General features: G+C 69.4%; 11 protein-coding genes. 7 read left to right on the top strand and 4 right to left on the bottom strand.

Annotation, left to right across the window (positions count from 1 at the left end; all coding sequences use genetic code 11):
• The first annotated feature begins 73 nt into the window (after positions 1–73).
• Positions 74–1,585 carry an alpha-N-arabinofuranosidase gene (locus LMI96_RS13360; RefSeq protein WP_223723060.1) on the top strand — a complete coding sequence of 504 codons (1,512 nt, stop codon included), beginning with the start codon at positions 74–76 and terminating at the stop codon, positions 1,583–1,585.
• Between the two features lie 24 nt (positions 1,586–1,609).
• Here LMI96_RS13360 and LMI96_RS13355 read toward each other — a convergent pair whose 3' ends face one another.
• A complete protein-coding gene (locus LMI96_RS13355; RefSeq protein ID WP_228361838.1) occupies positions 1,610–2,500 on the bottom strand; it encodes an aldo/keto reductase in 891 nt (296 codons plus the stop codon).
• A gap of 181 nt (positions 2,501–2,681) precedes the next feature.
• Here LMI96_RS13355 and ddaH point away from each other — a divergent pair, with 181 nt between their 5' ends.
• The 5 genes from ddaH to LMI96_RS13330 all read left to right on the top strand — a co-directional run bounded on the left by ddaH (position 2,682) and on the right by LMI96_RS13330 (position 8,520).
• On the top strand, positions 2,682–3,554 hold the full coding sequence (ddaH, locus tag LMI96_RS13350) for a dimethylargininase (RefSeq protein ID WP_228361837.1): 873 nt from the start codon (positions 2,682–2,684) through the stop codon (positions 3,552–3,554).
• Positions 3,551–4,771 carry an ornithine--oxo-acid transaminase gene (gene rocD / locus LMI96_RS13345; RefSeq protein WP_228361836.1) on the top strand — a complete coding sequence of 407 codons (1,221 nt, stop codon included), beginning with the start codon at positions 3,551–3,553 and terminating at the stop codon, positions 4,769–4,771. Before ddaH ends, rocD begins: the two co-directional genes overlap by 4 nt.
• Positions 4,772–5,042: 271 nt before the next feature.
• On the top strand, positions 5,043–6,752 hold the full coding sequence (locus tag LMI96_RS13340) for a circularly permuted type 2 ATP-grasp protein (RefSeq protein ID WP_228361835.1): 1,710 nt from the start codon (positions 5,043–5,045) through the stop codon (positions 6,750–6,752).
• Positions 6,746–7,678: an alpha-E domain-containing protein gene (locus LMI96_RS13335; RefSeq protein ID WP_223723312.1), complete on the top strand. Its 933-nt coding sequence runs from the start codon at positions 6,746–6,748 to the stop codon at positions 7,676–7,678. The genes LMI96_RS13340 and LMI96_RS13335 overlap by 7 nt, the downstream gene beginning before the upstream one ends.
• Positions 7,675–8,520, top strand: a complete 846-nt coding sequence (locus LMI96_RS13330) for a transglutaminase family protein (RefSeq protein WP_223723055.1) — start codon at positions 7,675–7,677, stop codon at positions 8,518–8,520. The genes LMI96_RS13335 and LMI96_RS13330 overlap by 4 nt, the downstream gene beginning before the upstream one ends.
• 457 nt (positions 8,521–8,977) lie before the next feature.
• Here the strand turns inward: LMI96_RS13330 and LMI96_RS13325 are convergent, their stop codons facing one another.
• Both LMI96_RS13325 and LMI96_RS13320 read right to left on the bottom strand, forming a co-directional pair.
• Positions 8,978–10,297, bottom strand: a complete 1,320-nt coding sequence (locus LMI96_RS13325; protein ID WP_223723054.1) for an MFS transporter — start codon at positions 10,295–10,297, stop codon at positions 8,978–8,980.
• Positions 10,298–10,302: 5 nt separating this feature from the next.
• Entirely contained in the window at positions 10,303–10,782 is a 480-nt protein-coding gene (locus LMI96_RS13320) for a MarR family winged helix-turn-helix transcriptional regulator (protein WP_374197927.1), read from the bottom strand.
• An 87-nt stretch (positions 10,783–10,869) separates the two neighbouring features.
• On the opposite strand from LMI96_RS13320, the gene LMI96_RS13315 reads away from it, so the two are divergent.
• Positions 10,870–11,721 carry an alpha/beta fold hydrolase gene (locus tag LMI96_RS13315; protein WP_228361834.1) on the top strand — a complete coding sequence of 284 codons (852 nt, stop codon included), beginning with the start codon at positions 10,870–10,872 and terminating at the stop codon, positions 11,719–11,721.
• Between the two features lie 85 nt (positions 11,722–11,806).
• On the opposite strand, the gene LMI96_RS13310 is transcribed toward LMI96_RS13315, so the two are convergent.
• A complete protein-coding gene (locus LMI96_RS13310) occupies positions 11,807–13,420 on the bottom strand; it encodes a DHA2 family efflux MFS transporter permease subunit (protein WP_228361833.1) in 1,614 nt (537 codons plus the stop codon).
• Positions 13,421–13,496: the final 76 nt, after the last annotated feature.

The raw sequence follows: 13,496 nt of genomic DNA, 5'->3' as shown, positions 1-13,496 counted from the left end.
TGATCGATCCCCATCGATGACGGCTCACGCATCCGCTGATCGTCTTCTCTTCTCTCGACCAGAAAGCACATCCATGCCTGTTGCACGTCTCACCCTCGACCCGGCCTTCGCGATCGGCGCGGTTCGGCGAAAGCTCTTCGGGGGCTTCGTCGAGCACCTCGGGCGGCATGTCTACGACGGAATCTACGAACCGGGTCACCCGACGGCGGATGCGGAGGGCTTCCGTACCGACGTCATCGATCTCGTCAAGGAGCTCGGGGTCGACACCATCCGCTACCCCGGCGGCAACTTCGTGTCGGGGTTCCGGTGGGAGGACTCGGTCGGCCCGGTCTCCGAGCGTCCGCGCCGCCTCGACCTCGCTTGGCACTCGACCGAGACGAACGAGGTGGGTCTGCACGAGTTCTCATCGTGGCTCGAGAAGGTCGGCAGCGACCTCATGATGGCCGTCAACCTCGGCACCCGCGGCACGCTCGAGGCGATCGATCTGCTGGAGTACTCCAACATCCGTTCCGGCACGGCGCTGAGTGATCAGCGCATCGCGAACGGGCGCGCGGAGCCGTTCGATGTGCGGATGTGGTGCCTCGGTAACGAGATGGACGGGCCCTGGCAGCTCGGCCATCGTTCGGCCGACGACTACGGCAAGATCGCGTCGCAGGCCGCGAAGGGACTTCGCCAGCTCGACCCGTCGATCGAACTCGTCGTCTGCGGCTCGTCGAGCGCGCACATGCCGACGTTCGGCGAGTGGGAGCGTGTCGTCCTGACGCACACCTATGACGACGTCGACCTCATCTCGTGCCACGCCTACTACGAGGAGAAGAACGGCGACCTCGGCAGCTTCCTCGCATCTGCGGTCGACATGGACGGGTTCATCGAAACCGTCGTCGCGACGGCCGACCACGTCGGCGCGGTCCGCGGGTCCACGAAGAAGATCGACATCTCGTTCGACGAGTGGAACGTCTGGTACATCGACCGCTTCCACGGGGTCGACAAGATCGAGGGCATCGACAACTGGCCGATCGCCCCGCGCCTGCTCGAAGACATCTACTCCGTGGCGGATGCGGTCGTCTTCGGCAACCTGATGATCTCGTTGCTCAAGCACGCCGATCGGGTGGCGAGCGCGTCGCTCGCGCAGCTCGTGAACGTGATCGCCCCGATCATGACCGAGCCCGGGGGTCCGGCCTGGCGGCAGACGACGTTCTACCCGTTCTCGATCACCTCGCGGCTTGCCCGAGGCACCGCGCTGCGCCTCACCCTCGACGTGCCGACCTACGCGACCGAGGTGTACGGCGAGGTGCCGCTCGTCGACGCCGTCGCCACCCACGATGCCGAATCGGGCCGGAGCGCCGTCTTCCTCGTGAATCGCAGTCAGACCGAGGCCATCGATGTGACGGTCGACGTGACCTCGCTCGGCGGCGTCGCCGTCCTCGAGACGCACACGCTGAGCGACGAGGACGTGAATGCGAAGAACACCCTCGACGACAGGGAGCGCGTCGCGCCCGCGACGAACGACTCCGCATCCGTCGTCGACGGGCAGCTCACGGTCACGCTGCCGCCCGTGTCGTGGAGCGCGATCGCGCTCGGGTGAGGCCCGCTCTGCCTCCGTCGGGGCTTACGGTGTGATCCCGACGGAGGCGGAGCAGCGAGCGATCTCATCGCCCGACAGCCGCAGGTCGGCGGCCTTCGCGGAGTCGACGATCGACTGCGCACGGCGCGCACCCGGGATGGCGATCACGTTCGAGCCGAGGGCCAGCTCCCAGGCGAGCACGACCTGCTGCGGGCTGACGCCGCGGTCACGGCCGATCTCGGTGAACACGCCGAAGCGGTCGCCGACCGAGCGCCCGCCGCCGCCGGTGCCGCCGAGCGGACTCCACGGCAGGAATGCGATCCCGTGGGCGGCGCAGTAGCGCAGCTCGTCGTAGCTACCGGGATGCGCGGGTGAGAACTCGTTCTGCACGCTCACGAGCGCGCCCTCGCCGAGCACCTGGGTCGCCACCTCGATCTCTTCGATGTTCGCGTTCGAGATGCCGATGGAGCGGATCTTGCCCTCGTCCTTCAGGGTCTGGAAGCTCTGCATCACCTCGCCGTAGACGATCCAGCGGTCGGGCCGGTGGTACTGGTACAGGTCGATGACGTCGACCTGCAGGTTCCGAAGCGACTTCTCCACGGCCGAACGCAGGTACGCGAGCGATCCGTCGCGGCCCCAGACCTCGCCCTCGCTCCGCGTGATTCCGCCCTTGGTCGCGACGACGACGGATGCGGTGTCACCGCCCCAACTGCGCAGCGCCTCCCCGATGAGCACCTCGTTGTGCCCCATCTGATCCCAGGCCGGTGCGTAGATGTCGGAGGTGTCGATCAGCGTGACCCCGGCGTCGAGCGCCGCGTGCACGGTGGCGATCGCCGCATCCCGATCGGGCACCTCTTTGTCGTTGTTCATCGACAGCGGCATGGCGCCGAGTCCGATGGCCGACACCGTGAAAGGTCCGAGCTTCCGCTCCTGCATTGCAACTCCTTTGTGGAAATGACCGGCCGTGACAGGCCGGCTCCTCCAGCCTGTCACGGCCGGCAGCTACTGTCTCGAGCCCGGCCCGCGTGCCAGAATGAGTCCCGGCGTGCCCGTGCGTCAGCCTCTTCGCTCAGCCGGGCCTGTAGGACAGCGTCCGCCGCCTTCGCCAAGGAGCCGAATGTCCCTCACCACCCAGACCCCCGTCCGCGTCGCCCAGCACCGCACCTACCTCATGTGCCGGCCGGAGCACTTCGTCGTCAGCTACTCGATCAACCCGTGGATGGAGCCGGCCAAGCCGACGAACACCGGGCGGGCCATCGAGCAGTGGCAGACCCTGTTCGACGCCTACATCGCCCTCGGGCACGAGATCCACCTGATCGACCCCGTGCCGGGGCTTCCCGACATGGTCTACACCGCGAACGGCGGCTTCCTCGTCGACGGCGTCGCCTACGGGCCGAAGTTCCGCTTCGCGGAGCGTTCCGGTGAGGAGAGGCCGTTCATGGACTGGTTCGCCTCTCACGGCTACCGTCTCGCCGAGCCGGTCGAGGTCAACGAGGGCGAGGGCGACTTCCTGCTCGTCGGCGACATCATCCTCGCCGGCACCGGCTTCCGTTCGACCGGAGACAGCCACCGCGAGATCGGCGAGGTCTTCGGCCGCGAGGTCGTGTCGCTCACCCTCACCGACCCCCGGTTCTACCACCTCGACACCGCGCTCACCGTGCTCGACCCCGTGCAGGGCGAGGGCGGCGTCGAGCGGGCCAACGTCGCGTACCTGCCGGGCGCGTTCGACGACGCCAGCCGCGCGACCCTCGAGGAGCGCTTCCCCGACGCCATCCTGGTCTCGGATGCCGACGGCGACGTCTTCGGTCTGAACTCGGCCAGCGACGGACTCAACGTCTTCATCTCCCCCCGGGCGACGGGCTTCGAAGCGCAGCTGCGCGAGCGCGGCTACAACCCGGTGCTGATCGACCTGTCCGAGCTGCTGCTCGGCGGCGGCGGGATCAAGTGCTGCACGCTGGAGCTGCGCGCGGCGAACCAGGAGAACGCATGACGAACCTCATCCCCGATTCCGCGACGAACGATGTGATCACCGCGGAAGAGCAGCACCTCGCCCACAACTACCACCCGCTGCCCGTGGTCATCTCGCGCGGCGAGGGATCGTGGGTGACGGATGTGGACGGCAAGCGTTACCTCGACCTGCTGTCGGCCTACTCCGCCCTGAACTTCGGGCATCTGCATCCGGCGATCGTCGCGGTCGCCCAGGAGCAGCTCGGACGCCTCACCCTGACCAGTCGGGCCTACCACAACGACCAGCTCGGGTCGTTCGCGGCGGCGCTCGCCGCGCTCTGCGGCAAGGACCTCGTGCTGCCGATGAACACGGGTGCCGAGGCGGTTGAGACGGCCATCAAGGTCGCTCGCGCGTGGGCGTACCGGGTCAAGGGCGTGGCCGCCGATCAGGCGTCGATCATCGTCGCGGACGGCAACTTCCACGGCCGCACGACCACGATCGTCGGCTTCAGCGACGACCCGAGCGCGCGCGACGGGTTCGGGCCGTTCGCGCCCGGGTTCGCGCACGTTCCGTTCGGGGACGCAGCCGCGATCGAGGCCGCGATCGACGACAACACCGCCGCCGTGCTGATCGAACCGGTGCAGGGCGAGGCGGGCGTCGTGATTCCGCCCGAGGGATACCTGGCGGCGGTACGCGAGATCTGCACCCGGCGCGGAGTGCTCTTCATCGCAGACGAGATCCAGTCGGGGCTCGGCCGGGTCGGGCACACCTTCGCGTGCGACCGCGAGGGCGTCGTTCCGGACGTGTACGTGCTCGGCAAAGCGCTCGGTGGCGGCATCCTGCCCCTGTCGGCCGTGGTCGCCGATCGCGAGATCCTCGGTGTCATCCGCCCCGGCGAGCACGGATCGACGTTCGGCGGCAACCCGCTCGCGGCCGCGGTCGGGCTCCGCGTGGTCGAGATGCTGGAGACGGGCGAGTTCCAGAAGCGCGCGCTCGCGCTCGGCGAGCACCTCGAGGCGAAGCTCGCCGACCTCGTCGGTCACGGGGTGACGACCGTGCGGGTCGCCGGGCTCTGGGCCGGCGTCGACATCGATCCCGCGGTCGGCACGGGGCGCGAGGTGGCCGAACGCCTGCTCGCGCGCGGCGTGCTCGTGAAAGACACGCACGGCCAGACCATCCGCATCGCGCCGCCGCTCGTGGTGCGAGCGACCGAGCTGGACTGGGCCGTCGAGCAGCTGCGCGTGGTGCTCGCCGCCTGACCCGCGCGCGCTCGCTCGCGATGGTGGCGGGTTGCGCGGTGGGGGCTTGCGATCTGGGCTGGTGTCTCGCGGCCCGCGCCGTGTATGCCGGCACTGCGACGCGCCATGTTTCTGCTCCCGCGCCAGAAATCTGTGGCGCGGGAGCAGAAATGTGGCGCGCTCGCGGCACCAGCCCGCGCGATCGGCGGAGACGGATGCCGTGAGTCGGGGGCGCTGTCCACCCCCTGGCCGCGAAACATCACGGCAACATCGGCCGGTCTAGGGTGGTGCCATGGGCGACCTCTTCGACGGCTACGGCTCCACTCTCGCGCCGCGGAGGAACTCGCAGGGCTTGCCCGCGTTCGACGAGATGTTCGGCCACCCCGACACCCCCGGTGCGCTCGCCGAGTCGCGCATCGCCTACCGCGAGCTCTACCAGGCGCTGGCCCGCATGACGCAGGAAGAGCTGCGCGGGCGCACCGACTCGCTGGCGAGCTCCTACCTTGCGCAGGGCGTCACCTTCGACTTCGCGGGCGAGGAACGACCGTTCCCGCTCGACGCCGTGCCCCGCATCATCGACTACGCCGAGTGGTCGGAGGTCGAAGCCGGCATCAAGCAGCGGGTGCGTGCGCTGGAGGCCTTCCTCGACGACGCGTACGGCCGGCAGAACTGCGTGCGCGACGGGGTCATTCCGGCGAAACTGATCGCCTCGAGCCAGTACTACTACCGCCAGGCGTACGGCATCCGCTCCGCCAACGGTGTGCGCATCCAGGTGTCGGGCATCGACCTCATCCGCGACGAGCACGGCAAGATGCGCGTCCTCGAAGACAACGTGCGGGTGCCGTCGGGCGTCAGCTACGTGATCTCGAACCGTCGGGTGATGGCGCAGACCCTCCCCGAGCTGTTCGTGTCGATGCGGGTACGCCCCGTCGGCGACTACCCGAACAAACTCCTCGCGGCGCTCCGCGCATCGGCCCCGCCCGGGATCGAAGACCCGAATGTCGTCGTGCTGACCCCCGGCGTCTACAACTCCGCCTACTTCGAGCACACGCTCCTCGCGCGCCTGATGGGCGTCGAACTCGTCGAAGGCCGCGACCTGCTCTGCATGGGTGGCCGCGTGTTCATGCGCACCACGCGCGGACCGCGCCGGGTCGACGTCATCTACCGCCGGGTCGACGACGAGTTCCTCGACCCGCTGCAGTTCCGCGCCGACTCGATGCTGGGTTCGCCCGGGGTCATGCTCGCGGCGCGCATGGGTAACGTCACGATCGCGAACGCGGTCGGCAACGGCGTCGCCGACGACAAGCTGCTCTACACCTACACGCCCGACCTCATCCGGTACTACCTGTCGGAGGAGCCGATCCTGCCGATCGTCGACACCTGGCGGCTGGAAGACCCGGCGGCGCTCGAGGAGGTGCTCGACCGGCTCGACGAGCTCGTCGTGAAGCCTGTCGACGGTTCCGGCGGCAAGGGGCTCGTCGTGGGTCCGGATGCCTCGCGCTCCGAGCTCGAGACGCTGCGTAAAACCCTGCTCGCCGATCCGCGCGGCTGGATCGCGCAGCCGGTGATGATGCTGTCCACCATCCCGACGCTGGTCGAAGACGGCATGCGCCCGCGGCACGCCGACCTCCGGCCCTTCGCCGTGAACGACGGCGACGACATCTGGGTGCTCCCCGGCGGCCTCACGCGCGTCGCTCTTCCCGAGGGCGAGCTGGTCGTGAACTCGTCGCAGGGCGGGGGCTCGAAGGACACCTGGATCGTCGGCGGCGCCGCTCCGGGCAAGGTCGAGTACGGGCAGGGGCACGGTCTCGCTGGACTCGTCGCCGATCAGGCGTCGACCGTGACGCAGGCCATCCCGATCATCACGGATGCATCCGCCGCCGCGCCCGCCACCAACGTCGAGGTCTCGCACTCCCCGCACGATCGCCCGCGCTCGCGCGTCGATCAGCAGGAACAGCAGCAGCAGGCCGAGTCGGCCGAGGGGAGCGCGCCATGCTGCTGAGCCGCATCGCCGAAAGCCTCTTCTGGATCGGTCGCTACGTCGAGCGCAGCGACGGCACCGCCCGCATCCTGGACGTGCACCTGCAACTGCTCCTCGAGGACCCCTGGATCGACGAGGACACCGCGTGCCGGTCGCTGCTGTCGGTCATGGGATCGTCGCCGCCGGAAGGCGTCGAAGACGTCACCCGCGAGCACGTGCTCGCCCGGCTCGCCGTCGACCGGATGAACCCCTCCAGCATCCAGTACTCGCTCACCGCGGCGCGCGAGAACGCGCGGCGGGCGCGCGAGATCGTCTCCACCGAGCTCTGGGAGTGCCTCAACACCACCAATTCCCGGATGCCGCGACGGCTGCAGACCGAGAAGGTGCACGAGTTCTTCCAGTGGGTGCGGGAGCGGTCGGCGCTCGCCGTCGGCATCGTCGACTCGTCGACGAGCCGCGACGAAGCCTGGCAGTTCTTCACGCTCGGACGCTCCATCGAACGCGCCGACATGTCGGCACGCCTGCTGGCGACGCGGTCGCTGACCGAAGCATCCGGACCGTCGTGGACGACGATCCTGCGCTCCTGCGGCGCGTACGAGGCCTACCTCCGCACCTACCGCGGAATGCCCAGCGCCCGAAACGCCGCCGAGTTCCTGCTGCTCGACCGCCTCTTCCCGCGCTCGATCATCTACTCGATCTCACGCGCCGAAGAGTGCATCAGCGCGATCGACCCGCGCGAAGACCGCGTCGGCCACTCCAATCACGTCTTGCGCGCGCTCGGCCGCATCCGGAACGATCTCGAATACCAGCCCATCGGCGAGATCCTCGAGGAACTCCCCGACCACATGCTGCGCGTGCAGACCGTGACGCGCGAAGCATCCGACGCGATCCGGCAGCGGTTCTTCCCGACGCAGGCCGAACCCAGCTGGATCGGAGAGACCTCATGAAGCGCCTGCGCATCGAGCACGAAACGGGCTTCAGCTACGGCGGAGACGTGTCGGCCTCGTACAACGAAGCCCGGATGCTGCCGGGCACGACCGACAGTCAGTTCGTGCTGAGCTCGTCGCTCGACATCGAGCCGTCGACCTCGGTCAACAGCTACGTCGACTACTTCGGCACGCGGGTGAGTTCGTTCGATGTGCTCTCGCCCCACCGGGCGTTGCGCATTACGGCGCGTTCGCTCGTCGAGGTGCGTCCGCGCCCGATCGAGCACAGCGGCATCAGCTGGGACCGACTGCGCGTCGAGGCCGAGCGCAGCATCGACACCATCGAGCAGCTGGAACAGACGCACCGGACGCGTCCGCATCCGGAGGTCGCCGAGATCGCCCGCTCGATCGCCGGACGGCACGACGATCCCGGCCGGGCCGCGCACGACATCTGCGTCGCGATCGGTGACGCCGTGGAGTACATGCACGGCGTGACCGGGGTGCACTCCACCGCCGTCGAGGCATGGGAAGCGCGAAAGGGCGTGTGTCAGGACATGGCGCACATCGCGCTCGGCGCACTGCGATCGGTCGGCATTCCGGCGCGCTACGTGTCGGGGTATCTGCATCCGAAGCCGCAGGCCGAGATCGGCACGCCCGTCACGGGAGAGTCGCACGCCTGGGTGGAATGGTTCGCCGGCGACTGGACCGGCTTCGACCCGACCAACAACATCGAGATCGGCGACCGGCACGTGCTGGTCGGGCGGGCGCGGGACTACAACGACGTGCCGCCGCTGCGCGGTGTGTACGCAGGTCCCTTCAAGAGCAACCTGCACGTCAAGGTCACGATCACCCGCGAGGCCTGACTTCGGCCCGACGGTGGGGCCCCTGTGCCGGGGCGGTCTGTGGGCGGTTTCGGGACGCCGGGGTGGTCGACGGGGGTCCTGCGCGGGAGCGCCCTGTGGGCGGTCGACCTGATGTCCTGCGTCGGGGTGGTCGACGGCCGATGGCCCGTGCCGGGGGGCCTGTTCCGGCTTCGCGGCTCCGCAGTCGTCGGACCGGTGGGGCTGGTGGTGACGGATGGGGCGTGTGAGGCGGCTCGGGGGCGTCGGACCCGACGACTCGGAGCCATACGGGGCCTACGCAAGGGTGGAGAGCCCCGACCGGTCAGTGCCGACCTTGACCCTGTGTTCCCGGCATCCGCGGGTTCGGGGCGCAATTCTTCGTTTGGGGCGTGAATATCGTGCCCCGAACGCAATTTTGTGCCCCAAACATCGGAACGCGACGCCTGAGCTGCGACCCGGCGCTCGGGAGTGCGGCCCGCTAGCGGCGGCGCTCGGGGAGCGGGATCGGGGTCGTGCTCGCGACCGCGTCGCTGAACTCCTCGGGCGCGACGACGGGGATCGGCCGCGTCTCGTCGATCGTGACGCGGAAGCGGTGCGCCGAATCGCGGTGCATGCGACCCGAGAGTGCGAGCCATGTCACCCCGACGAGGCAGGCGGCAAGCCCTGCCACCGCGCCGACGACGATCGCCGCGCGCGGGCCGAACGTGTCGGCGACCCATCCGGCGATGGGCGCGCCGATCGGCGTCGCGCCCATGATCACGGCCATGTACAGCGCGAGCACGCGGCCGCGGAGGGCCGGATCGGTCGTCGTCTGCACGTAGCCGTTCGCGGTCGTCAGCACCGTGACCGTCGCGAATCCGACGAACACGAGCGACGCGGCGTACAGGCCGTAGGTCGGCATCGCCGCGGAGATGAGCGAGAACACCCCGAACCCGCCCGCGGCGACCATGATGACCCGCATCCGCGCGCGATCGCGCCGGGCGGCGAGCAGAGCGCCCGCGAGCGAACCGATCGCGAGGATCGAACTCAGGATGCCGTATCCGTCGGCCTGCTGGCCGAACTCCAGCGCCATCGTCGAGGCGAAGATGGGGAAGTTCATCCCGAAGGCGCCGATCAGGAACACCATGACGAAGGTCACGACGAGGTCCGGTCGTCCGGCGACGTAGCGGAATCCGTCGGCCAGGCGCGCCCCGCCGGCCGTGCGGGCGCGCGGCACGAGCTCCGATCGACGGATGAGCGTCAGCGCCACGAGCATGGCGAGGAACGTCGCGGCGTTCAGGATGAAGACCCACCCCGTGCCGACGAGCACGATCAGGAAGCCCGCGACCGCCGGGCCGATCATCCGGGCCGCGTTGAACGATGCCGAGTTCAGTGCCACGGCGTTCGCCGCGTTCTCGCGGGCCACGACGTCGGTCACGAACGCCTGACGTGCGGGCGCGTCGAACGCGTTCACCAGGCCGAACGCGAAGGCGAAGCAGAACATCAGCGGCAGCGTCATCACGCCGGTCATCAGCAGGATGCCGACGATCACCGCGAGAGCCATCAGCGCGGACTGCGTCACGAGCAGCAGTCGTCGCCGATCGAACCGGTCGGCAACCCACCCGGTCGCTCCGACGAACAACAGCGGCGGGCCGAACTGCAAGGCCATCGTCACGCCCATCGCGGCCGCGTCGTTGTCGGTCAGTTGCGTGAGCACGACCCAGTCCTGGGCGGTGGACTGCATCCATCCGCCGATGTTCGACACGAGCGCGCCGATGAACCAGACGCGGTAGTTGAAGAGTCCGAGGGAGCGGAACATCGCGCTCATCGTTCGGCGACTCCCCGCATGATCTGCGCCGCCTGCCCGAGAATGTCGCGCTCGGCCGCGGTGAGGTGTCCGAGGGCCTCTTCGAGCCAGGCGTCGCGGCGGCGGACGGTCTCGTGGACCACCGCGCGTCCCTCGTCGGTCAGCGAGATGTTGACCTTGCGACGGTCCTGCTCGTCGGGGGTGCGGATGACGTAACCGGACTCCTCGAGGCCGTTCACGGTGCGATTCATCGACGGGGCCGTCACGCGCTCGCGCGCCGCCAACTCGCCGAGGGTGTGATCGCCGTGCACCTTGAGGCCCGCGAGCACCGCGAACTGGCCGTCGCTCATGGTGTCGACCGCGCGCTGGCCGCGCAGTCGTCGGGCGAGTCGGAATGTCGCCATCCGCAGCTCGGATGCATCGGCGGAGTGGTCGGCCGGATCGGCGGCAGCATCTGCGGGCGGAGCGGGATCAGCGGGCTGTGCGGAGGAACTCATGTCGATCCTTAGCATAGCTCATTAGCCCGGCTAAGGGTCTTCGCGGGCGGGCGAGCGGACCGCATCCGGGGCCATAGACTCGGCCGCATGCCCGAGTTCATCGATGCGCACGGGATCACGATCGTCTACGACGTGTACGAGGCGCAGTCCACCCCGCGCGGTGTCGTGCAGCTGCTGCACGGCGTCGGCGAACACGCCGGCCGGTACGTGGCGCTCGCGGAGGCGCTCGCCGCCGCCGGTTTCACCGTGTACGCCGACGACCATCGCGGGCACGGGCGAACCGGCATGGGGCAGTGGGCGGATGCGGACCGCCTCGGCCGCCTCGGACCCGGCGGCCACCGCGCCGCCGTCGACGCGGTCTGGCAGCTGACCGGGCTGATCCGCGACGCGCACCCCGGATTTCCCCTCGTGCTGCTCGGGCACTCGTGGGGGTCGTTCCTCGCGCAGATGCTGCTCGATCAGCATCCGGATTCGTACGACGCGGTTGTGCTCTCGGGGTCGGCCCTGCGCACGCCCGGCGCGCTGAACGGCGGCGATCTCAACGCGCCCTGGAAGGGCAAGGGCGCGCTCGGCACGGAGTGGCTGTCGAGCGATCTGGCCGTGGGGCGGGCATTCCTGGCCGATCCGCTGACGACGAGCGTGCCGCTGGTGAAGCTGTTCGGTCTGCGGGACGCGCTCCGGATCTTCGGCCGCCCACGTCGGGATCTCGGGCGGGATGTTCCGATCCTGCTCATGGTCGGCAGCGACGACACGGTCGGCGGACCGCGGAGCGTTCACCGCCTGGCCGCCGATTATCGGGAACGCTCGGGCCTCAGCGACGTGACGACCCTGGTCTACCCGGGTGCGCGCCACGAGATCTTCCAGGAGACCGTGCAGGGCGATGTCCGCGCCGACCTGATGGCCTGGCTCGACCGGCGCTTCCCGGCGCGCGGCGACTGACGCTGGTGCGCTGGGCGACCGAGGCGAACGCGCCGGGCGGCTGACGCGAACGCGCCGAGCGGCTGACGCGAACGCGCCGGGCGACTCAGGCCGCGGAGGATTCGGCCGAGGGGCGCGGTTCATCGCTCGTGGCCGAGGGGCCGCGACCGAGCGACCACGTCGTGGCGAGCCCGACCAGCAGGAACCCCGCCGCGGTGAACGCGGCCCAGCGAGTGCCGTCGGAGAAGGCGAGCGCCGCCGCATCCCCGGCCGCCGCCGTCTCCGGATTCGCGCGCAGCCCGGCGATGGCGCCGCCGGCCGAGTCCACGACGGCCGACACGACCTGATCGCGCTGGTCGGCGGGCACCCCGGCATCGTCGAGGGCGTTCGAGAGCACTGCCCCGGTGCTCGAGAAGAGCACCGTGCCGAGGATCGCGACGCCGAGCGCCGCGCCCACTTGCCGTGACGTGGATTGCGTGCCCGAACCCTGACCGGACAGCTCGACCGGCACGTCCTGCAGGATGACGCCGGTCAGCTGCGCGGTGGCGAGTCCGACGCCGAATCCGTAGACGAAGAGTGCGGGGATGAGCCATCCCCAGGCCGCATCCGGTCCGATGACGAACCCCGCCCACGCGACGCCGATGATCTCGGCGGCCAGGCCGACGCGCACGATGACGACCGGCCGGATGCGGCCGCTCGTCGCGCCGGCGAACCCGCTGGCGACGAACGATCCGACCGCCAGGGCGAGCAGGACGAGGCCGGTCTGCAGGGCGTCGAACCCGAGCACGAACTGCAGCCACAGCGGCAGCGAGAGGATGATGCCGAACTCGCCGAGCGCGACCACGAGCGCGGCGATGTTGCCGTTGCGGAACGACCCGATCCGGAACAGCGTCAGATCGAGCAGCGCCGCCTGCCCCCGCCGCAGCCGACGCCGACTCCAGAGCAGGAAGAGGACGAGCGAGGCGACGGTGATGACGAACGCGACCGGCACGGGCGAAAGGCTCCCGGGCCACTCGATGCCCGCCACCGAGAACGTCTCGGTGGCATCCCACCATCCGTAGGTGCGTCCTTCGATGAGGGCGAAGACGAGGCTGCCGAACAGCGTGACCGAGAGCACGGCGCCGAGCAGATCCACGCCGCGACGGGCCGACTCGCGCGATTCGGACACCGTCAGCAGCACGCCGATCACGATGATCACCGCGAGCGGCAGGTTGATGCCGAATGCCCAACGCCAGGAGAACGCCGTCGTCAACCAGCCGCCGAGCAGGGGCCCGACCGCGGCCATGCCGCCGATCGTGGAGCCCCACACCGCGAACGCGATGCCGCGTTCCCGGCCGCGGAAGGTCGCGTTGATCAGCGAGAGCGTCGTCGGCAGGATCATGGCGCCGCCGATGCCCTGCACCAGGCGCGCGAGGATCAGCAGACTGCCGCTCGGCGCCGTGGCGGCCGCGAGCGAGGAGAGGGCGAAGATGGCGACGCCGATGAGCAGCAGACGCCGGCGCCCGAACCGGTCGGCGAGCGACCCGAACAGGAGGAGGAGCGACGCGAAGACGAGGGTGTACGCCTCCTGCACCCACTGCACCTCGGTGGAGCTGATGCCCAGCTCGTCGACGATCGACGGCACGGCCACATTCACGATCGTCGAGTCGACGATGATCAGCGACACGGCGATGCTGATGAAGACCAGGGCGACCCAACGTCGCGATGAACGGTTCGACATGATTTATCTCGCTTATCTAGCTATCTCGGAGCGAGAGTACACCCGATGGGCATATCCGCGGCACCTCTTCGCCCGG

Origin of the sequence: Microbacterium sp. cx-59 (assembly GCF_020805625.1) — a bacterium.
Lineage (GTDB): Bacteria > Actinomycetota > Actinomycetes > Actinomycetales > Microbacteriaceae > Microbacterium.
The sequence above is the reverse complement of the archived record's forward strand: the minus strand, read 5'-3'. Positions and strand labels throughout refer to the sequence as shown.